This is a genomic window from Luteibacter sp. HAY1-4A (genome assembly GCF_056755355.1).
In genome coordinates this window covers 1-20,734 of the sequence record NZ_JBNDHZ010000063.1, presented here as the reverse complement: position 1 = coordinate 20,734, position 20,734 = coordinate 1, and the positions used below count along the sequence as shown (strand labels likewise).

The following is a 20,734-nucleotide window of genomic DNA, read 5'->3' as shown; positions in this document are numbered from 1 at the left end:
AGATGTGTATAAGAGACAGCCCATAGCATGCCCCCCTGTTGCGCAACGCAGCAATCCACGGCATGATCGCCGTTCCACCTGCCCAGGCTCATCCGTGTCCCACACCGACTACACCGCCATCGTCCTGACCAGCGCCCGTATGGCCGCGGGAATGACGTCGCGTGCTCGTCGACCGTACATCGGACACATTGCCGGGTAGGCTGTCGCGCGCGTTTCATTCGTACCGACTAAAAAACCCGGCCTGTGCCGGGTTTTTTCGTTTCTACCCACCCCTTTCCTCCACGGCCCCCGGGCCAACCGACGATCCGGACCGCCATGACCGTTCGCCATTTCCTCTCCACCCAGGACTACAGCCGCGCCGAGATCGACGCCCTGCTCGAGCAGGCCGCCGAGTTCAAGCGCTCGCCGCAAGGCCGTCAGCTGGCGGGCAAGTCGATCGCGCTGCTGTTCTTCAACTCGTCCATGCGCACGCGCACCAGCTTCGAGCTGGGGGCCTTCCAGATGGGCGGCCACGCTGTGGTCCTCTCCCCCGGAAAGGACGCGTGGCCCATCGAGTTCGAGGTCGGCGCGGTGATGGACGGCGACACAGAGGAGCACATCGCGGAGGTGGCGCGCGTACTGTCGCGCTACGTGGACCTGATCGGCGTGCGGGCGTTCCCGAAGTTCGTCGACTGGTCGGTGGACCGCCAGGACAAGGTGCTTGCGGCCTTCGCGCAGTACGCCACGGTGCCGGTGATCAACCTCGAGACCATCACCCATCCCTGCCAGGAGCTGGCCCATGCGCTGGCGCTGAAGGAACACCTGGGCGACCTGCAGAATCGCAAGTACGTGCTCACCTGGACTTACCATCCCAAGCCGCTGAACACCGCCGTCGCGAATTCGGCCTTGCTGATCGCGACGAAGATGGGCATGGACGTGACCCTGCTGTGTCCGACGCCGGAATACGTGCTCGACGAACGCTACATGGAGTTCGCCCGCGCCAACGCACGCGAGAACGGTGGCTCGCTGCAGGTGTCGCACGACATCGAATCGGCCTATCGCGGCGCGGATGTGATCTACGCCAAGAGCTGGGGCGCCATCCCGTACTTCGGCCGCTGGGACGAGGAAAAGGCGATCCGCGACGCGAACAAGCACTTCATCGTCGACGAGGCCAAGATGGCGCTCACCCATAACGGGCTTTTCAGCCACTGCCTGCCGCTGCGCCGGAACATCAAGGCCACCGATGCCGTGATGGATTCGCCCGCCTGCATCGCCATCGACGAAGCCGAAAACCGCCTGCACGTGCAGAAGGCGGTGATGGCCTCGCTCGTCTCGCACTCCTGATTCGCCCTAACTTCGACCCAACGCCTTCCTCGGAGCCCGCATGTCCAGCAAAGATATCGTCCTCGCCTTTTCCGGCGGCCTCGACACCAGCTTCTGCGTCCCTTATCTCATCGAGCGCGGCTATGCCGTGCACACCGTGTTCGTCGATACCGGTGGCGTCTCCGCCGAGGAACGCGAGTACATCGAGCAGCGCGCGAACGAACTCGGTGCAACGTCGCACCGTACCGTCGACGCCGCGCAGGCCATCTGGGACAGCTTCGTCACGCCGCTGATCTGGGCAGGCGAGTTCTACCAGGGCCAGTACCCGTTGCTGGTGTCGGACCGCTACCTCATCGTGAAAGCGTCGCTGGAACGCTGCGACGAACTCGGCACGAAGTTCTTCGCGCACGGCTGCACGGGCATGGGCAACGACCAGGTGCGCTTCGACCTCACGGTGAAGGCGTTGGGCGACTACACCATCGTGGCGCCGATCCGCGAGATCCAGCGCGAGCACACCCAGGTGCGCGCCTATGAGCAGAAATACCTTGAGGACAAGGGTTTCGAGGTGCGCGCCAAGACGAAGCACTACACCATCAACGAGAACGTCCTCGGCGTGACCATTTCGGGCGGCGAGATCGACGCGTGGGAGATTCCGGGCGAGGGCGCCGTCGCCTGGTGCGCGCCGCGCTCCGAATGGCCGGTCGAGCCGCTACGCATCGAGCTGGGCTTCGCGCAGGGCACCGCGGTATCGCTCAACGGCAAGGCGGCCTCGGGCCCCGAGATCCTCGCGTTCCTCAACCGCGAACTGGCGAAGTACGGCGTCGGCCGCAGCATGTACACCGGTGACACCAACATCGGCCTGAAGGGCCGCATCGTGTTCGAGGCCCCCGCGCTCACCGCGCTGCTCACGGCGCATCGTGCACTCGAGGAAACCGTGCTTTCGAAGCAGCAGAACCGCTTCAAGCCCGAGATCGGCCGCAAGTGGACCGAGGTGGCCTACGAGGGCTTCTTCAACGATCCGATCAAGGCTGATCTCGAGGCGTTCCTCGTTTCCACGCAGCGCAAGGTGGACGGCAAGGTAATCATCGAAACGCGCGGCGGCACCGTGTATGCGGTGAAGGTCGAGTCGAAGCACATCCTGCAGTCGGCGAAGGCCACCTACGCTCAAGCGGCCGACTGGGGCGTGGCCGAGGCGGAAGGCTTCATCAAGCTCTACGGCATGAGCTCCACGCTCTGGGCCGAAGTCGATCGCGCAAACGGGAAATGATCCGACCCATGGACGCCTTGCTGAAGGACACGCTCACCCACCTGCGCGCGCTGGTCGGTTTCGACACGCGCAATCCGCCACGAACCATCGGCACCGGCGGCATCTTCGATTACCTGCGTGCGAACCTGCCCGGTTTCGACGTACAGGTGACCGATTTCGGCGCCGGTGCCGTCAACCTCTACGCCGTGCGCGGCACGCCGAAGTACCTGTTCAACGTGCACCTCGATACCGTGCCGGACTCGCCGCACTGGACCGCCAGCCCGTTCGACCTGCGCCTCACCGAGGATCGCGCCATCGGGCTCGGATCGTGCGACATCAAGGGTGCGGCGGCCGCCTTGGTGGCGGTGGCGAACGCCACCCAGGGCGACATGGCCCTGCTGCTGTCCACCGACGAGGAAGCGAACGACGCGCGCTGCATCGACGGATTCCTGAAGACGCCGCGCGACTACGAGGCGATCATCGTCGCGGAGCCCACGCGCGGCGAAGCCGTGCTTGCGCATCGCGGCATCCATTCGGTGCAGATGCGCTTCCAGGGCCGGGCGGGCCATGCATCGGGCGAGCAGAAGCCCTCGGACAGCGCCCTCCACCAGGCGATCCGCTGGGGTGCCGCGGCCCTCGACCATGTGCAGGCCCAGTCGCACGAGCGCTTCGGTGGCCTCACCGGCCTTCGCTTCAACATCGGCAAGGTCGAGGGCGGCATCAAGGCGAACGTGATCGCCCCCACCGCCGATGTGCGCTTCGGCTTCCGGCCGCTGCCGTCGATAGACGCGGACGGGCTGCTCGAGGCGTTCCGCACCCTCGTGGAGCCGCATCCGGAGGAATACGGCGAAACCTTCCGTGGCGACTCCCTGCCGGCGGGCGACACCGCCACGGCGGAAACGCGGCGCCTTGCCGCTCGCGACCTCGCGGACGAACTCGGCATCCCGGTCGGCAACGCGGTCGACTTCTGGACCGAGGCCGCGCTGTTCTCCAAGGCGGGTTACACCTCCTTCGTCTATGGCCCCGGCGACATCGCGCAGGCGCACAGCGCCGACGAGTGGGTCGCCCTCGATCAACTGGCGCACTACGCCCAGACCATCCATCGGATCGTCGACCGTGCACTCTGACAAACATACCCGCAAGACCATCGTCCGCCTCCTGTCCTCGATGGGCAGCGCGCGCGAGATCCAGCAATACCTGAAGCGCTTCTCCCAACTGGACGCCGCTCGCTTCGCGGTGGTGAAGGTGGGCGGCGCCGTGCTGCGCGACGAACTGCCGGACCTCACGTCGTCGCTGTCGTTCCTGCAGCAGGTGGGGCTTACCCCGATCGTGTTGCACGGGGCGGGTCCGCAGCTCGACGAAGAGCTGGCGGCCGCCGGCATCGAGAAGAAGACCGTCAACGGCCTGCGCGTCACGTCTCCGGAGGCGCTGGCCATCGTGCGCCGGGTGTTCCAGGCGCAGAACCTGCGCCTGGTGGAAGCGCTGCAGGAAGCCGACACCCGCGCCACGTCGGTGCCGTCGGGCGTGTTCGCCGCCGAGTTCCTCGACCAGGAAACCTACGGCCTCGTGGGCCGCGTGCGCGACATCAACCTGGCGCCGATCGAAGCCAGCCTGCGCGCCGGTTCCATTCCGGTCATCGCGAGCCTCGGCGAAACGGATGCCGGCCAGATCCTCAACATCAATGCCGATTTCGCGGCCAACGAACTCGTGCGCGTGCTGCAGCCGTACAAGATCGTGTTCCTCACCGGCACGGGCGGTCTGCTCGACGGCGAGGGCAGGGTGATCGACTCGATCAACCTGTCGACCGAATACCAGCAGCTCCTCGAACAGCCCTGGCTGCATTCGGGCATGCGCCTGAAGATCGAGCAGATCAAGGATCTCCTCGACGACCTGCCGCTTACCTCCTCCGTGTCGATCACCCGCCCGGCGGAACTGGCGAAGGAACTCTTCACGCACAAGGGTTCCGGCACGCTGGTGCGCCGGGGTGAGCGCGTGCTCCGCTTCGATTCGTGGGACGACGTGGACCTCGTGCGCATGCGCCAGCTCATCGAGTCGAGCTTCGGGCGCACCCTGGTGGACGGCTATTTCGAACGGACGAAGCTGTTCCGCCTGTATGTCTCGGAGAACTATCGCGCGGCGATGGTGCTCACGCGGGAAGAAGGGTTCGCGTACCTCGACAAGTTCGCCGTGCTCGACGACGCGCAGGGTGAAGGCCTCGGGCGGGCGGTGTGGCAGGTGATGCGGGATGAGAATCCGAAGCTGTTCTGGCGCTCGCGCCACGACAATCCCATCAACACGTTCTACCACGGCGAGGCGGACGGTTGCCTCAAGCAGGGCCGCTGGACGGTGTTCTGGTTCGGCCTGGACAACTTCGCCGACATCGAACGCTGCGTGGCGCACAGCCGTACGCGCGTTCCTACCTTGCAGGACTAACCGACATGGCCAAGAAGACCATCGGCATCGTCGGCGCGCGCGGTCACACGGGCGCCGAACTCATCCGGCTCATCGCGAACCACCCGGAGCTGGAGCTTGCCTTCGTGTCCTCGCGTGAGCTCGCAGGGCAGCGCCTTTCCGAACATAACGACGCTTACCGCGGCGAACTGGCATTCGGCAACCTCGACCCGGCGGACGTGGCCGCCACGGGCGTGGACGTGGTGGTGCTCGCGCTTCCCAACGGCAAGGCCGCGCCCTATGTCGAAGCGATCGACAAGGCCGGCGCGAACACGGTGATCGTCGACCTTTCCGCCGACTATCGCTTCGACGAGCGCTGGTATTACGGCCTGCCCGAGCTTTACCGCGATCGCTGGCGCGGCGAGAAGCGCATCAGCAACCCGGGCTGCTATGCCACCGCGGTGCAGGTTTCCATTGCGCCGGTGAAAGACCTCCTGGCCGCGCCGCCCGTGTCTTTCGGCGTTTCAGGCTATTCGGGTGCGGGCACCACGCCCTCGGACCGCAACGATCCGGAGAAGCTGCGCGACAACCTCATGCCGTACTCGCTCACCGGCCACATGCACGAGAAAGAGGCCAGCCGCCACCTCGGTCTGCCGGTCGAGTTCATGCCGCACGTGGCGCCGCATTTCCGCGGTCTCACGGTGACCACCAACCTCTATCTCGCGAAGCAGGCGAAGCGTGAGGACATCGTCCGCCGCTTCGAGGCCCGCTTCGAGAAGGAGCCGTTGATCCACGTGGTGGACGAGGCGCCGTGGGTGAGCCAGATCGCCAACCGGCACCACCTCGACGTGGGCGGCTTTGCGATGTCGACCGATGGCCGCCGTGTGGTCGTGGTCGCCACGCTGGACAACCTCCTCAAAGGCGCGGCCACGCAGGCCATGCAGAACGTCAACCGTGCGCTGGGCTTCGCCGAGCTCACCGCCATTCCGCTCTGAACGGTAGGAACCCGACATGACCCAGCCGCTCTGGCAGAAATCCGACACCCAGGTGGACGCGCGCATCATGCGTTTCCTCGCGGGGAACGACGTGGTGCTCGACCGCGAGTTCTTCCTGCACGACATCGCCGCGAGCAAGGCTCACGTCGAGGGCCTGGCCAACATCGGCGTGGTCTCGCACGACGAGCGTGACGCGCTGCTGCGGGAGCTCGATGCGCTGGCGGCGGACTTCGCCGCCGGTGCGTTCGTGCTGGACGAGCGTTATGAAGACGGCCATTCCGCCATCGAGGCGCGCCTCACCGAACGCCTTGGCGACGCCGGTCGCCGCGTGCACACGGGGCGCAGCCGCAACGACCAGATCCTCGTGGCCACGCGCCTGTGGCTCAAGGAGAAGCTGACCACGTTGGAGGCCCTTTGCCGTCGCGTGGCGGACGTGTGCCTGGAACGCGCCGCCGGCGATGCGTTGCCGATGCCCGGGTATACCCACATCCAGCGCGCGGTGGTTTCATCCACCGGCATGTGGTTCGCGGCGTTCGCCGAGGCCTTCATCGACAACACCCTGAGGGCGCGCCAGGCACTGGCGTTGATCGACGCCAACCCGCTCGGCACCGCCGCCGGTTATGGCGTGAACGTGCCCCTCGACCGCGCGCACACCACCGCGGCGCTCGGCTTCGCGCGCATGCAGGTGTCGCCGATCTACGCGCAGCTGTCGCGCGGCAAGTTCGAGATGGCGGCACTGGACGCGGTGGGCATGGCTCTTCTCGACACCCGACGTCTCGCCTGGGACCTCTCGCTGTTCACCACGGCCGAGTTCGACTTCGTGAAGCTGCCGGCGGAGTACACCACCGGTTCCTCGATCATGCCCAACAAGCGCAATCCCGACGTGGTGGAACTGTTGCGCGCAAGCTACGCGAGCGTGGCGGCGGCACGCACCGAGATCGAACAGTTGCTCTCGTTGCCGTCCGGTTACCAGCGCGACCTCCAGTTCTCGAAGGGTTCGCTCTTCCACGGCTTCTCGATGGGCCTCGGTGCGCTCGAGTTGCTGCCCGACATGCTCGCGCGGTTCGAGTGGAAGGCCGACAACATGCGCGCGGCCATCGAGCCGGCGATGTATGCCACGGACGTAGCGATCGAGCAGGCCGTGGCCGGCGTGCCGTTCCGCGACGCCTATCGCGCCGCGGCGGAAACGGCCGCATCGGCAGGCGAGGGCCGCACGCCCGAGTCCAGCCTCGCGGCACGCACCTCGCCCGGCGCAGGCAACGACCTGATGCTGGACATCCTGCGTGAACGCCTGGCTGCGATGCAGTAAGCCCTGTGGGAGCCGCTTCAGCGGCGATCCCGCGTCAGCGGGCAAGCTTGCGGCAAGCACCTATCGCCGCTGAAGCGGCTCCCACAGGTCGGGCCTTTGCTACAACCAGGCTTCGATGGCTTCCACGGCACCGAGGCAATCCGTGTACCGATTGTAGAGCGGCGTCGGCGACAGCCGGATCACATCGGGTTCGCGCCAGTCGCCTATGACGCCGTGGCGTTCGAGGTGTTCGAACAACTTCCGCCCGGCATCGCGTCCCGCGCGAACGCGGATCGACAACTGTGCGCCGCGCTGGGCCGGGTCGTTCGGTGTGACGATATCGAGCACGTCGTCAAGGCGACTACGGATCAGCCAGTCGAGATAGGCGGTGAGGCGGCGGCTCTTTTCCACGAGGCGCGGCATGCCGGCTCGCGTGAACACGTCGAGCGACGCGCGCAACGGCGCGAGCGCAAGGATGGGCGGATTGGACAGCTGCCAGCCGTCGGCACCCGGCGTCGGTACGAAATGCGGCCCCATCTGGAAACGCGTGTGCTTGTCGTGGCCCCACCAGCCGGCGAAGCGCGGCACGTCGGCACGCGCGTGGCGATCGTGCACGAAGGCGCCCGCGACGGCGCCCGGGCCTGCATTGAGGTACTTGTACGTGCACCACACGGCGAAGTCCGCGCCGCTGTCGTGCAGCGCGAGGGGCAGGTTGCCGACGGCGTGCGCGAGATCGAAACCGACGACGCAGCCCTGGGCGTGCCCCAGGCGCACGATGGCCCGCAGGTCGAACACCTGGCCTGTGCGGTACTGCACGCCCGGCAGCATGATCAGCGCGACACGGTGTCCGTGCTCGGCGATCGCCCGCTCGATCGCCGCCATCGAAAGCGTGCCGCCAGGGCCGTCGGGCTGCAACTCGATGAGGTCGCGAGAGGGATCGAAACCGTTGAAGCGCACCTGCGATTCGAGCGCGTAGCGATCGGTGGGAAACGCGCCGGCCTCCATGAGGATGGCCGGGCGCTCCGCCGTCGGGCGGTAGAAGCTGACCATCATGAGGTGCAGGTTCGCGCCCAGCGAATTCATCGCGACCACTTCGTGCGGCTGCGCGCCGACCACCTCGGCCATCGCATCGCGCACGTACTCGTGGTAATGCATCCACGGCGAACGGCCGCGAAAGTGCGCCTCCACGGCCAGTTCGGACCAGTCGGCGAGTTCCGCTTCGATCGCGGCGCGGACGCCCTTCGGCTGCAGGCCAAGTGAGTTGCCGCAGAAGTAGAGGGTGTCGCGGCCGTCGTGCCGCGGAATATGGAATTCGTCGCGGAAGGCGCGGAGCGGATCGGCGGCGTCCTGGGCTTCGGCCCAGGCGCGCGTCGCTTCGAAATCGGTCATTGGGGAAATCCGTGGATCACGAAGGCATGTGGGCGGCCACGTCGGCGCAACCCTTGTCGAACGCCGCGCGGAAGCGGGCGTCATCGCCGGCGGGGCGGATACAACGGAGCTGGATCGCGTAACCGGCGCTGTAGAAGTAGCGCTCGAAGTAATCGAGCTTCACCGCGCCTTCCTTCGCCGTGTACACGTTCTCGGTCGGCGAATTCGCCTTGCCGGGAGCGTAGTCGGTGAGCGCCGTGGCGTGGTTGCGCAGGTTGCCCGCGAACTGCTGGAAACCGTTGAGGTTGGGCACCTTCTGCGCGGTGATGGAAACCCGCGCCAGGGTGGCGTCCGCGGCGCTCGATCCCGGTACCTGGAACACCTGTGTTTCCTTCTCGCCCTCCGACTGCATGATCGGTACCCACTGGTCGGGAACCGCGAAATGGATGGCGCCGGCCATCATCGACACGTCGGTCGCGCCGATCGCGGGGCTCGCGAAGAGCAGGGCAGTCAGGATGAGACGCGGAAGGCGGTTCACGAGCGAGGATTCCCTTGGGAGGGCGCGGCGGCGCCGCGCAACGGCGGCATTCTGGCACAGCGGGCGCAACGGGATGGCGGGCGGCCTGTGCGCCAGTTCACGCCACGGCGGCGACGGGCTGGAACTTCGACATCGGCACGCCGAGCCATTCCAGGGCGGTGCCGTGGAAGAGGCGCGCCCGCTCCGTCTCATCCAGGCCAAGCGCCTCGATGCCGCTGCCCGGCTCCTGTTCGCCCAGCGGAAATGGATAGTCGGTGCCGAGCATGACGCGGTCGCTGCCCGCGGTGGCGAGCAGGTAGCGCAGCGCCGCGTCGTCGTGCACGCAGGAGTCGAAGTAGAGCCGTGAGAGGTACTCGCGCGGATTGCGCGCATTGTCCGTCGCGACGAGGTCGGGACGCATGCGGAAGCCGTGCTCGATGCGGCCGATGGAATACGGGAAGCTGCCGCCGCCATGGGCCAGCATCACGCGCAACGCGGGCAGACGTTCCAGTACACCACCGAAGATCAGCGCGCAGGCGGCCCGCGACTGCTCGGCAGGCATGCCCACCAGCCAGGGCAGCCAGTACTTGGGCATCGAATCCGTGCCCATCATGTCCCAGGGATGCACCAGGACCGCCGCACCGAGGTCGGCGGCGGCCTCGAAGAATGGGAAAAGCTCCGGCGCGTCGAGATTCCACGCATTGCAGTGCGAGCCGATCTGCACGCCTTGCAGGCCCAGTTCGCCGATGCAACGCTCCATCTCACGGATAGCGAGCGAAGGCGATTGCAGCGGCACGGTGCCGATGCCGGCATAGTGGCGCGGGTGCGCCTCGCATACGGCGGCCATCGCATCGTTGAGGTGCGTGTGGAGTTCCAGCGCCTGATGGCCCTTGGCCCAGTACGAGAACATCACGGGAACCGTCGACACGACCTGCACACCCACGCCGAAGCGGGCGTAGTCGGCGATACGATGTTCCGCGTCGAACGCCGATTCCCACACTTCCCGGAAGAACTTCCCGTCCTTGTAGATGCGGTGGTGGCCGCTCGAATGGGTCATGACAGGGAAGCGCTCGTCGCCGTAGCGGGCGGCGAGATCGGGCCAATCGCGGGGCAGGATGTGCGCGTGCGTGTCGATCTTGAGCATGGCCCGAGTGTACCGCCGCCCTTGTGAAGGAACCTCTCGCGGTGCAGCAAGAGGCCGCGCTACCGCGCGGATCGCCGCTGAAGCGGCTCCTACAGGGCCCTCGTGTGGGAGCCGCTTCAGCGGCGATACCGACGGTCAGGCCGGTGCGACGGAACGGCGATTCACAACGTGCGCGATCGTGTCCACGTTGTCGGTCAGGCGATCGGTGAGACGCGACACCGCCTCCGCGAAGCCGCGGTCCTTCTCCCGCGCCAGCATTTCGGCCAGTGCGCGTTGGTGCTCGCGCAAGGCCGGCGGCATGGCGATGGCCTCGGCACGGGTGAGTGCTTCCGCCTGCGCGCGCAGGGCCGTGGCCGCCTCGTGGATGAACGCACCCACCGGGGGCCACGCCTCCGGCACCTCGCCCACGTCGATCAGGGATTCCAGTGCCATCGCCGTTCGGGCGAGGCGGTTGCCGTTGGCGTAGAGCGTCTCGGCCAGTTCGGCCAGCACCGCGGGCGTACCCGGTTCGGCCAGCATGCGGTCGATCGACGCTTGCGCATTCGTGCGCGCGGTGCGCGTGGCGGCACGCACCTCGTAGCGGGCACGGCTGTCGGCCGGGGCCACCATGGCATCCAGGTAATCGGCATAGGCCCCGAGCATGTCCGAAAGCGCACTGCGGGCCCGGTGCCGCTCCCAGGTAGGCCAGAGCACGTACGCGAGGAGGGCCATGCCGCTGCCGAGGGCGGTGTTGAGCACGCGGTCGGACATGGCGGCGAACGGGTCGACGCCCTCGAACGAGAGGAGCACCACCACGGTACCGGTCAGGGCGGCCACCGCGATGCCGTAGTGCGCGACCGCCAGGTAGCGGAACCCGAGGCAGAGCACGCCCATCACCGCCACGTGCGCCCACGCCACGTCCGGCGTAAGCCGCAGCACGAGGGTGGTGAGCATGAGTCCGAGCACCGTGCCCACCACGCGGAGGAGGCCGAAGTTGAACGTGGCCGCGAAATCGGGGCGCAGGACGATGGCCGCCGTCATCGGCAGCCAGTAGCCGTGGGGCAGGGAGTAGTAGCGAGAGACGGCAAAGGCAAGGGTGAGCACCACCGCGCAGCGCACCGCGTGCCGGAAGGCCACCGAGTGCGGCGTGATGTTCGCGCGCAGGGTCGACAGTGCGGAGGCGCTGCGCAGCGTGTCCGGCAGGGCTGTTTCCGCGCGCTGGGCACGCTGCTCGCCGCGCGAACCGGCCCAGTTGGTGTTACGCACGACGGCGGCAAGCTGTCCAGACAGGGCCTGGATGTGTGTGCCCAGTGCGCTTGGATTGCTGCCGGCCAGCAACGCGCGCTCGCTGGCCTGCAAGGTGGCGAGCGCGCGCTCGGCGCGCTGCGGCGGTTCGGCCGCATCGAGGGCGTCGGCCGTGGCGGCCAGTACACGGGCGGCGTCGTTGCGGAACATCTCGCCCATGCCGTCGCGGGCCGTTTCCAGCACCTGCATGGCGATGAGTTCGAGGCGGATGCGTTCCGCCAGTTCCAGGAGGACGCGGAAGGCTTCCATGGCGCGGCCGCGGGCGTGGTGACGCCCGAGGAGGGTGATCTGCAGCGCGTCCATGGCATCGGTGAGGGCAGGGGCTTCGGCGTCGTGCTGCTGCTTGCGCGCGAGCGCGGCCAGCCCGCGGTAGACGGTGGCCAGCGCCATGCGCTCGGGCCGGTAGCGTTGCAGTGGCCATTCCGCGATGGAGAACACCGCCAGCAGCATGCCGCCGGCGAAGATCAGGCCACCGCCCGCGAGCGCGCCGCCGAGAGTCGTCGGCGTGGCCGCGGTGATCACGAGCAGGAGCATGCTCGTCATGCCCACGCGCGCGATGTCGGGGCCGAACACGACCAGCAGGCCACCCAGGAAGCCGCACACGGCGCAGGCGACGGACATCGGCAGGACGAGGTTGCCGATCAGGAAGCCCACCAGCGACGCGGCGCCGGCGGCGAGCGCCGCGAGGAAGAGGCGGCTGAGGCGTTGCTGGTAGGGACCCGGCTGGTCCGAGAACATCGTATCGAGGGCACCGGCGGCGATGCCGATGCCCACCTGCGGGTAACCGAACATGAGGCCCAGCGCGAGCGGCAGGATCACTGCCGCCGTATTGCGCAGCGCGACCCGCAGCGGGACGTCGGGTCGCTTCGTCCGGATCAGCGTACCGATGACGCTGGCGCGGAGCGAGTAGCCGTTGCTCATGGTGTGTGTGGGCTCGTCCTGTGAGCCCACGATTCTGCCGCAAATTGCCTGACTGGATCGGTAGCGCGGATCAGGAGGCGCGGCCCGCGAACTCGCCGGTGAGGGTGTTCACCGTGACCTTCTCGCCGGTGGTGATGTATTCCGGCACCTGTACTTCGATGCCGGTGCTGAGCGTGGCCGGCTTGGTGCGCTTGGTGGCGCTGGCGCCCTTCAGTTCCGGTGCCGTGTCGGCCACCGTGAGCACCACCGAGGTGGGTACCTGGAGGCCGACGGGCGCATCGTCGATCACCTGCACGTAGTAGCCCTCCATGTCTTCCACGATATAGCCGGCGTTGTCGCCGATCACCTCGGGACCGAGGATGTACTGGGTGTAGTCCTCGTCGTCCATGAAGACGAAATTGTCGCCGTCCATATAGGAGAACTTCGCCTGGCGGCGGGTGAGTTCCACTTCCTTCAGTTCGTCGTCGGCGCGCAGGCTCAGGTCGTACTTGCGGTTGCCGGGAATGGAGTAGAGGGTGAAGCGGAACGTGACGTTGCCGCCGCGCGCGGTGGGCGCGCTGCGCTCGATGTCGCGCACCTGGTACACCGTACCTTCGTTCTCGACGACGTTACCTTTCTTGACTTCGGATGCTTTCATGGCTGTTCGACTTCGTGTCGTTCTGGGGTTGATTACTTCGGCGCGAGACGCACGGCGCCGTCGAGGCGGATCGTTTCGCCGTTGAGGTAACGGCTGGTCAGGATGAAGGCCACGGTGTCGGCGAACTCTTCCGGCTTGCCCAGGCGCGACGGGAAGGGAATGGATGCCGAGAGCGATTCCTGCACCTGCGGCGGCATACCGTCGACCATGGGGGTCCAGAAGATGCCGGGCGCGATGGTGTTCACGCGGATGCCGAAGCGGGCGAGCTCACGGGCCATGGGCAGGGTCATGCCCACGACGCCGCCCTTCGAGGCCGAATAGGCGGCCTGGCCGATCTGGCCCTCGTATGCGGCCACCGAGGCGGTATTCACGATCGCGCCGCGCTCGCCGTCGTCGCCGGCCGCATTGGCCTGCATCAGCTGCGCCGCGGCCTTGGCGACGTTGAAGCTGCCGACCAGGTTCACCATGACCGTCGTGGAGAAGTTGGCCAGGGGCATCGGGCCTTCCTTGCCGAGCACGCGCCCGGCACCCAGGATGCCCGCGCAGTTCACCACGGCGTTCAGGCCACCCATCGCCGCGCTGGCCGCGGCGACATTCGCCGCCACACCCTCTTCGGACGTGACGTCGGTGCGATGGAAGGAGGCGTTGGCGCCGAGGGCGGCCGCGGCCGCCTGGCCTTTTTCCTCGTTCACGTCGAAGAGTGCGACCTTGGCGCCCGCCGCGACGAGACGCTGGGCCACGGCGTGACCCAGACCGGACGCGCCGCCGGTGATGACGGCCTTGACCTGTTCGAGCTGCATGGAAACTCCGCTTTGCGAATGGCAAAGAAGCGCATGTTAGCGGGTGGCGGCGCGTTGCAGGAGGGCCGCAAGCTCCGGGGTCGCGGCCAGTTCGGCGAATGGAACCACCGGCGGCGGTGGATTTGCGGGCTCGGCGAGGAACAGGCTCCACACGCCCACGTCCCACCAGCGGCCGAGCTTGTAGCCGGCCTTTGGCCAGACGCCGGCGGGCGTGAAGCCCATGGCCTCGTGCATCGCCACGCTCGTGTCGCCGGGCAGCGTGATGACCCCGACGGCCTGGTTGATGCCTTGCAGCCGCATCGTTTCCAGCAGCGCGCCATACAGGCGGCGGGCGATGCCGCGGCGGCGTGCCTTCTCGTGCACGTAGATCGAGGTCTCGGCGACCCAGTCGTACGCCGCGCGTTCGCGGAAGCGCCCCGCATACGCATACGCCAGCACCTCGCCGCCTTCTTCCCATACCAGCCATGGATGATTGGCCAGGCGTGCGCGGATACGGCCGGCCATCGCGTCGTCGCCGGGGAGTTCGGTCTCGAAGGTGATCGCGCTCGTCTCCACGATGGGCGCGTAGATGGCGTGGCAGGCCCCCGCGTCCGCTTCGACCGCGACCCGGATCACAGGTTCTTTTCCATGAAGATGCTCGACGCGACGGCCCGATGGTCGCCGAAGGGACGGCAGCGGCGATAACCCGCGCGCTCGTAGAGTTCAATGGATTCCGTCTGCGCCGTGCCTGTTTCCAGCTTCACGGTGGTGCCGCCCGCCGAACGCACCTGTTGCTCCAGCGCCTCGAGCATCTGCTTGCCGAGGCCCATGCCGCGACAGGCGGGCAGCACGTACATGTATTTGAGTTCAACGTAGTCGCCGTGGTCCACGGCCGCCCCGCAGGCCAGCGGCAGGCCGTCGACGCGCGCGGTCATGAACGTGGTGTGCGGCTGGCGCAGGCTCTCCACTCCGACCGAGGGCGGCGGCAGGTGCCTGTCGAGATCGGAGAGGTAACCGTGCAGCTGCTCGATCAGCGGAAGCACGTCCGGGCGGCCGGGGTCGTCGACGGCGAACTCTAGCGAAGGCGGGGAAGGCGGGATGGTGAGGTCCCCGTCGTTGAGGCTGCGCAGGAAAAAGCGATTGCAGGCGAAGTGTCCCGTGCTGCCCATGGGGGCGTCGATACGGGTGAATCCGTGGCGCATGTACAGGGCCTGCGCCGCGTCCATGCCGGTAAGGGTTTCGAGGTAGCAGCGCGAGAACCCGGCGCGGCGTGCGGCGTCGAGGCAGCGGCGCAGCAGTTGCGACGCGGCGCCGGTGCCGCGCGCCTGGGGGAGGAAATACATCTTGCGCAGTTCGCAGGTTTCCTCGTCGCCGCCTTCCCGTGGCGCCATGCCCCCGCCACCCACGGCGCGGCCGTTCATCTCCACGACGAAATAGGCCTTTCGCGGTCGCGAGTAGGCGGTCGACATGGCGTCGACCTCGGTGTCGTGGATGGCGAAGCCGGGACCGTCGGCGCCGAACTCCGGCATGACGGTGCGTATGACGGCGGCGATGTCGGCATCGTCGCGCGGCTCGATGGGGCGAATGAGGTAGTCGGCAGGCATGGCACCCATGCTGCCATGGATGCCCGCCCCATTCCCACAGTCAGGCGGCGGTGCGCGCCTGAGTCACGCGGCTGGCCGTGGCCTTGCCGAGCTGGCTCGCCAGCCACGCGCCGGTTGCCACGAGGCGGTCGAGGTCGACGCCGGTGGTCATGCCCATGCCGTGCAGCATGTACACCACGTCCTCGCTGGCCACGTTGCCCGTGGCGCCCTTCGCATACGGGCAGCCGCCGGTGCCGGACACGGCGCTGTCCACCACGCGCACGCCTTCCTCCAGACAGGCGAGGATGTTGGCGAGGGCCTGTCCGTAGGTATCGTGGAAATGCACGGCGAGGGCGGCCATCGGCACCTCGGCCGCTACCGCCCGCAGCATGGCCCGCGCCTTCGCGGGGGTGCCGACGCCGATGGTGTCGCCAAGGGACACCTCGTGACAGCCAAGCTCGTGCAGGCGGCGCGCCACGCGCACCACGTCGGCCACCGGCACATCGCCCTGGTACGGGCAGCCGAGCACGGTCGACACGTAGCCGCGAACGGCCACACCATCCGCGCGCGCCCGTTCGAGCACGGGCACGAAGCGGTCGATGGATTCGTCGATCGACGCGTTGACGTTCTTGCGGTTGAACGCTTCCGACGCCGCGGTGAACACCGCGACCTCGCCGGCCCCGACCTCCCGCGCCCGCTCGTAGCCTTGCAGGTTCGGCACCAGCACCGGATACGCCACGCCGGGGGCCTTGCGGATACCGCGGAACACTTCCGCGGCGTCGGCCAGCTGCGGCACCCACGTGGGACTGACGAAGCTGGTGGCTTCGATCGTGGCCAGGCCGGTATCGGACAGGCGGTCGATCAGTTCGATCTTGACCGCGGCCGGCAGCATGGTTTTCTCGTTCTGCAGGCCGTCGCGCGGGCCGACCTCGACGATGCGGACATGGTTCGACGGGTTGTTCATGCGGGTTCCTGTCAGGCGGTCTCGACGAAGCGGACGAGCACGGTGTCCGCGTCCACGAAATCGCCTTGCGCCACCGATATGGACTCAATGCTACCGGCGCGCGGCGCCTTCAAGGCCAGTTCCATCTTCATCGCCTCCATCACCAGCAGCTCCTGTCCTTCCTCGACGGTATCGCCGGCCGCCGCACGGACCAGGACGATGCGTCCCGGCATGGGCGCCACGAGCTGGCGCGCCCCGGCGGCTTCCTCGCCCAGCCACGCGAAGGCTGGTGCCCGTTCGAAACTCCAGCGGCGGCCCTGGGCGTCGTGTACACGCAAGCGGCCGTCGACGAGCGACAGCGGCACGCGCCGCGCGTGCTCGTCGAACCGCGCGGAGAGCGTATCGCCATCGATGCGCGCGCCGGCAACGGTGCACGAGCGCGTATCGATGTGGAGCACGTAGTCGCCGCCATGGCCGTGGGCCTCAACCTCGTGCCGGCGGCCGCCTTCCACCAGCGCGACCACGCGCTTTCCCGGGTGGCCCAGGCGCCAGGCATCGGCCGCGCCCCAGGGCGAATGGGGATCGCCCGCGCCATTCCGCTCGGCGTGCTCGTCGGCGAGCAGCAGGGCGGTCGCGGCCGCGAAGTATTCGAGGTCGCCGGGCTCGGCGCCGCCGGCCAGGAACTCGTCGAGATGACGGTCGAGGTATCCGGTGTCGATGTGGCCTTCGACCACGACAGGATGGCGGACGAGGCGTTCCAGGAAGGCCACGTTGGATTTCGGTCCCACGATGTCCGTCTGCGCCAGCGCCTCGCGCAGGCGCTCGAGCGCCTGCGTGCGGTCGCGATCGTGCACGATGAGCTTGGCGATCATGGGGTCGTAGAAGATCGTCACCGTGTCGCCGGCGACCACGCCGCCATCCAGGCGCACGTGTGCCGAAGCCGGTGGCAATGTCAGCGCGGCGAGCTTGCCCGATCCGGGCAGGAAGTTCGCTTCGGGGTCCTCTGCATAGAGGCGCACTTCGATGGCGTGGCCCCGGGCGCGAATCGCCTCCTGGGCCAGTGGCAGCGGCTCGCCCGATGCCACGCGCAGCTGCCATTCCACCAGGTCGAGGCCGAGGGTTTCCTCGGTGACGGGATGCTCCACCTGGAGGCGGGTGTTCATTTCCATGAAGAAGAACTCGCCGTCCTGGCCCACGATGAACTCGACCGTGCCGGCTCCCACGTAGTCCACCGCGCGTGCGGCGGCCACCGCTGCCGCGCCCATCCGGGCACGGCGTGCGTCGTCGAGGAAGGGCGACGGCGTTTCCTCCAGCACTTTCTGATAGCGGCGCTGCGCGGAGCACTCGCGTTCGTTGAGATGGATGATGTTGCCGTGCGTATCGCCGAACACCTGGAATTCGATGTGGCGGGGATGTTCGACATAGCGTTCGAGAATGACGCGCGTATCGCCGAAAGCGTTCGCGGCCTCGCGCTGCGCGGAGGCCAGCGCTTCGGCGAACCCGGCGGCGTCGCGCACGATGCGCATGCCCTTGCCGCCGCCGCCGGCGGCCGCCTTGATCATGAGCGGGAAACCGGTGCGCTGCGCCTCGGCCGCGAGGTGCGAGGGGGCCTGGTTCTCGCCGTGGTATCCCGGAACGAGCGGCACGTCGTGCCGCTCCATGAGCGCTTTCGCCGCCGCCTTGGAGCCCATGGCGTCGATGCTTTCGGGCCGCGGGCCGATGAACACGATGCCCGCCCGGGCGCAGGCGCGGGCGAAGTCGGTGTTCTCCGAAAGGAAGCCGTAGCCCGGGTGGATGGCCTGCGCGCCGCTGCGCTTCGCCACCTCGATGATCGCGTCGCCCCGCAGGTAGGACTCCGCGGGGCGCGGTCCACCGATGGGCCACGCCTCGTTCGCCAGCCGCACGTGCTGCGCACCCGCGTCGGCCGCGGAATACACCGCGACGGTGCGAATGCCGAGGCGTCGGCAGGTCCGGATCACGCGGCAGGCGATTTCGCCACGGTTGGCGATCAGAATGCAGTCGAACATGCGGCTCCCGGCACGGGTCGGAGGGTGGGGGAAAAGCGGGAAAACTAGCAGATTACGGCCTTCCGGCGGGTTGCGCCGCAGCATCGCCAAGGTTTTGTGATTTGCAGTACGGGGACGGGTCTTCTAGCCTTGGAGGCCCGGGAAGGCGCTTCCAGCCGTCCCCGATTCCCCCTCCAAAGCGAGAATTCCATGCAGATCGCCAACCGCCACGCCGTTTCCTTCCACTACACGCTGACCGACGACCAGGGCAACGTCATCGACAGCTCGGAAGGCCGCGAGCCGCTGGCCTATATCCATGGCGAAGGCCATATCGTCCCCGGCCTGGAAAAGGCGCTGGAAGGCCGCTCGGCCGGCGACCAGTTCAAGGTCGACGTCGCGCCGGAGGAAGGCTACGGTCCGCGCCACCAGGAACTCATCCAGGTCGTGCCGCGCGCCGCGTTCCAAGGTGTCGAAGACCTCCAGCCCGGCATGCAGTTCCAGGGTCGCAACGACCAGGGCAGCATCAACGTCACCGTCAGCAAGATCGAGGGCGACAACGTCACCGTCGACGGCAATCACCCGCTCGCCGGGCAGACACTGCACTTCGCGGTGGAAATCACCGACGTGCGCGAAGCCACCGACGAAGAACTGTCGCACGGCCACGTGCATGGTGAGGGTGGCCACCACCATTGATGTAGCAACTCCGTGTGGGAGCCGGCTATGCCGGCGATCCCGCGGCAGCGGGCAAGCTTGTCGCGAGCACCCATCGCCGCTGAAGCGGCTCCCACACAGAGCTTTGCGCTAGTACCAATCCAGCAGCGACACGCCCAGGCCCAGGTAAGTCGCCCGGTGGTTGTAGTCGATCAGGCTCTCACCGTACCCGTTGAAGATTTCCATGTAGCCGCGCAGGTTCCCGACCACCGGGAAGCTCCAGGTTCCGCGCAATGACCCGTGCGAACGGTCGCCGCCCCGGAACGAGTGCCGTGCGGTCAGGCCGAATTCCTGGCGGCCCACTTCGTGCACGACCTGGATTTCGCCACGCCCCATATAGTCCTGGATATCCGGGTTGTCGTCGTCCTTGCGATCTTCCGGAATGCGCCACCACGGGCGCAGCATGATGGTCCATCCCTCGCGCTCGAGGCCGATGTCGGCGATCACACGGTTCCAGCTGCGCGAGAGAGGGTCGGCGCGTCCGTTGGACTGGTGGTTGATGCCGATGCTGGCCAGGCGGCCCGTCCAACCGAGCACTTCGTAGTGCGTGTTGAACGCGAGCATCGCCTCGGGTTCGTAGTTCGTTTCGCGGAACGGCCGCGAGTTGTCGGTGTTGTAGACCTGCCAGCGCGACGACTGGGTATATCCCACCCACACGTCGCCGTTGTCGCCGAAGAGGTTCTCGGCAACCTTCGTCTTCAGGCTGATCTGGAACTTCGCTTCCACGTCGTCGAGTTGCTGCGGCGTGGCTACCGTGTGATCGGGCGCGGGACTGTGCGGCCGGGTGTTCTGGTTCGACGAACCGAAGAACGGCAGCGCATAGGTCGGCTTGTAACCGCGCAGGTTGAACGTGCCAAGTTTCGATTCCGGCGAGAGCTCCCAGCGGCTGTCGAGCAGCGACAGGGGGCGCGCCACGTCTCCTGAGTCGCGTGTGGCCAGGTCGACACTGACCGAGCGCCCCGACGGATCTTCCTTCTTCGCGGCTTGCGGCAGGCGATCGCGACCCACCGCCTTGTCGTAGCACAGCAGGCGCTGCGAGTCGGTTTCGATGGCCGAGCACGCGCGGATATCCAGGGGGCTGGGATTCTGCGCGAGCGCAAGGCCCGTATGCAGGCACACGTAGGCGCAAAGGGCGCCGGAGGCGGCGCGGATCGGCTTCATCATGAGGGCTCCGTGCTTGGCCGGAAAAATCCGGTGGGCAGCGGAGTGTAGCGGCAGGCTTCGTCTGAAGAACGTGCAGCGTCGAGGTGCACGAAAAGTGGGAAGCCCGGTGAAGGGCTTCCCACCACATATGCCTGACTAGCCGGCGTTCCGGTTACTGACCGCTGGCGCCCGACTTGGCGACCCACTTCTGGTATTCGCCCTTCGAGACCCTTCCGTCGCGGTTGCTGTCCGCATACTGGAAGTCGTTGGCCAGCAGCGGATAAGCCGAAGCCTGCTCCGGCGTGATCGAGCCCTTGCCACCGGAGAGCGTGGCGAAGTCGGGTGCGGGGCCCGAAGGCTTAGCCGGCGCGGGACCGCTGTTCACCGTGACCTGTCCCTGCGGTGTCTGCATCGACGCACCGGAGGAGTTGGCTTCCGCTCCCGCCGAAGGCGGCACCTGTCTCTTATACACATCT

The 20,734-nt window shown here is 67.4% G+C and carries 19 protein-coding genes; 7 read left to right on the top strand and 12 right to left on the bottom strand.

Annotated elements, in window-relative coordinates; translation table 11 throughout:
* Positions 1-315 precede the first annotated feature (315 nt).
* Genes ACPYOD_RS17330 through ACPYOD_RS17305 form a run of 6 tightly spaced genes read left to right on the top strand, consistent with a single transcriptional unit; the run spans position 316 to position 7,243 of the window.
* A complete protein-coding gene (locus ACPYOD_RS17330) occupies positions 316-1,323 on the top strand; it encodes an N-acetylornithine carbamoyltransferase (protein ID WP_481302957.1) in 1,008 nt (335 codons plus the stop codon).
* Positions 1,324-1,363: 40 nt separating this feature from the next.
* Positions 1,364-2,569 carry an argininosuccinate synthase gene (locus ACPYOD_RS17325; protein WP_481302956.1) on the top strand — a complete coding sequence of 402 codons (1,206 nt, stop codon included), beginning with the start codon at positions 1,364-1,366 and terminating at the stop codon, positions 2,567-2,569.
* A gap of 8 nt (positions 2,570-2,577) precedes the next feature.
* Positions 2,578-3,675, top strand: coding sequence for an acetylornithine deacetylase (locus ACPYOD_RS17320; protein WP_481302955.1), 1,098 nt, complete (start codon positions 2,578-2,580; stop codon positions 3,673-3,675).
* Positions 3,665-4,981, top strand: coding sequence for an acetylglutamate kinase (locus ACPYOD_RS17315; RefSeq protein ID WP_481302954.1), 1,317 nt, complete (start codon positions 3,665-3,667; stop codon positions 4,979-4,981). The genes ACPYOD_RS17320 and ACPYOD_RS17315 overlap by 11 nt, the downstream gene beginning before the upstream one ends.
* 5 nt (positions 4,982-4,986) lie before the next feature.
* Positions 4,987-5,934 carry an N-acetyl-gamma-glutamyl-phosphate reductase gene (argC, locus tag ACPYOD_RS17310; RefSeq protein ID WP_481302953.1) on the top strand — a complete coding sequence of 316 codons (948 nt, stop codon included), beginning with the start codon at positions 4,987-4,989 and terminating at the stop codon, positions 5,932-5,934.
* A 16-nt stretch (positions 5,935-5,950) separates the two neighbouring features.
* Positions 5,951-7,243: an argininosuccinate lyase gene (locus tag ACPYOD_RS17305; RefSeq protein WP_481302952.1), complete on the top strand. Its 1,293-nt coding sequence runs from the start codon at positions 5,951-5,953 to the stop codon at positions 7,241-7,243.
* 99 nt (positions 7,244-7,342) lie between these two features.
* Here ACPYOD_RS17305 and kynU read toward each other — a convergent pair whose 3' ends face one another.
* From kynU to ACPYOD_RS17255, 10 genes are all read right to left on the bottom strand, one after another.
* The gene (kynU, locus tag ACPYOD_RS17300; RefSeq protein WP_481302951.1) at positions 7,343-8,611 is read right to left on the bottom strand and encodes a kynureninase; all 1,269 of its coding nucleotides are present in this window, start codon (positions 8,609-8,611) and stop codon (positions 7,343-7,345) included.
* Positions 8,612-8,627: 16 nt separating this feature from the next.
* Positions 8,628-9,128 carry a hypothetical protein gene (locus ACPYOD_RS17295; protein ID WP_481302950.1) on the bottom strand — a complete coding sequence of 167 codons (501 nt, stop codon included), beginning with the start codon at positions 9,126-9,128 and terminating at the stop codon, positions 8,628-8,630.
* A gap of 97 nt (positions 9,129-9,225) precedes the next feature.
* Positions 9,226-10,251 (bottom strand): amidohydrolase family protein, encoded by a 1,026-nt coding sequence (locus ACPYOD_RS17290; protein WP_481302949.1) that lies wholly within the window; start codon positions 10,249-10,251, stop codon positions 9,226-9,228.
* 135 nt (positions 10,252-10,386) lie between these two features.
* Positions 10,387-12,456, bottom strand: coding sequence for an FUSC family protein (locus ACPYOD_RS17285; protein ID WP_481302948.1), 2,070 nt, complete (start codon positions 12,454-12,456; stop codon positions 10,387-10,389).
* 70 nt (positions 12,457-12,526) lie between these two features.
* On the bottom strand, positions 12,527-13,093 hold the full coding sequence (gene efpL / locus ACPYOD_RS17280) for an elongation factor P-like protein EfpL (protein WP_481302947.1): 567 nt from the start codon (positions 13,091-13,093) through the stop codon (positions 12,527-12,529).
* Positions 13,094-13,125: 32 nt separating this feature from the next.
* Positions 13,126-13,893 carry an SDR family oxidoreductase gene (locus ACPYOD_RS17275; RefSeq protein ID WP_481302946.1) on the bottom strand — a complete coding sequence of 256 codons (768 nt, stop codon included), beginning with the start codon at positions 13,891-13,893 and terminating at the stop codon, positions 13,126-13,128.
* Between the two features lie 36 nt (positions 13,894-13,929).
* A complete protein-coding gene (locus tag ACPYOD_RS17270) occupies positions 13,930-14,508 on the bottom strand; it encodes an N-acetyltransferase family protein (RefSeq protein WP_481302945.1) in 579 nt (192 codons plus the stop codon).
* On the bottom strand, positions 14,505-15,476 hold the full coding sequence (locus tag ACPYOD_RS17265; protein ID WP_481302944.1) for a GNAT family N-acetyltransferase: 972 nt from the start codon (positions 15,474-15,476) through the stop codon (positions 14,505-14,507). The genes ACPYOD_RS17270 and ACPYOD_RS17265 overlap by 4 nt, the downstream gene beginning before the upstream one ends.
* Before the next feature lie 40 nt (positions 15,477-15,516).
* Positions 15,517-16,419, bottom strand: a complete 903-nt coding sequence (locus ACPYOD_RS17260; RefSeq protein ID WP_481302943.1) for a hydroxymethylglutaryl-CoA lyase — start codon at positions 16,417-16,419, stop codon at positions 15,517-15,519.
* Between the two features lie 11 nt (positions 16,420-16,430).
* Entirely contained in the window at positions 16,431-18,425 is a 1,995-nt protein-coding gene (locus tag ACPYOD_RS17255; RefSeq protein WP_481302942.1) for an acetyl/propionyl/methylcrotonyl-CoA carboxylase subunit alpha, read from the bottom strand.
* A 189-nt stretch (positions 18,426-18,614) separates the two neighbouring features.
* On the opposite strand from ACPYOD_RS17255, the gene ACPYOD_RS17250 reads away from it, so the two are divergent.
* Positions 18,615-19,097, top strand: coding sequence for an FKBP-type peptidyl-prolyl cis-trans isomerase (locus tag ACPYOD_RS17250; protein ID WP_481302941.1), 483 nt, complete (start codon positions 18,615-18,617; stop codon positions 19,095-19,097).
* Between the two features lie 108 nt (positions 19,098-19,205).
* Here the strand turns inward: ACPYOD_RS17250 and ACPYOD_RS17245 are convergent, their stop codons facing one another.
* The gene (locus ACPYOD_RS17245; RefSeq protein ID WP_481302958.1) at positions 19,206-20,276 is read right to left on the bottom strand and encodes a phospholipase A; all 1,071 of its coding nucleotides are present in this window, start codon (positions 20,274-20,276) and stop codon (positions 19,206-19,208) included.
* A gap of 154 nt (positions 20,277-20,430) precedes the next feature.
* Positions 20,431-20,734 (bottom strand): EF-hand domain-containing protein (locus ACPYOD_RS17240; protein WP_481302940.1); only part of this gene is annotated, 304 nt, incomplete at its 5' end.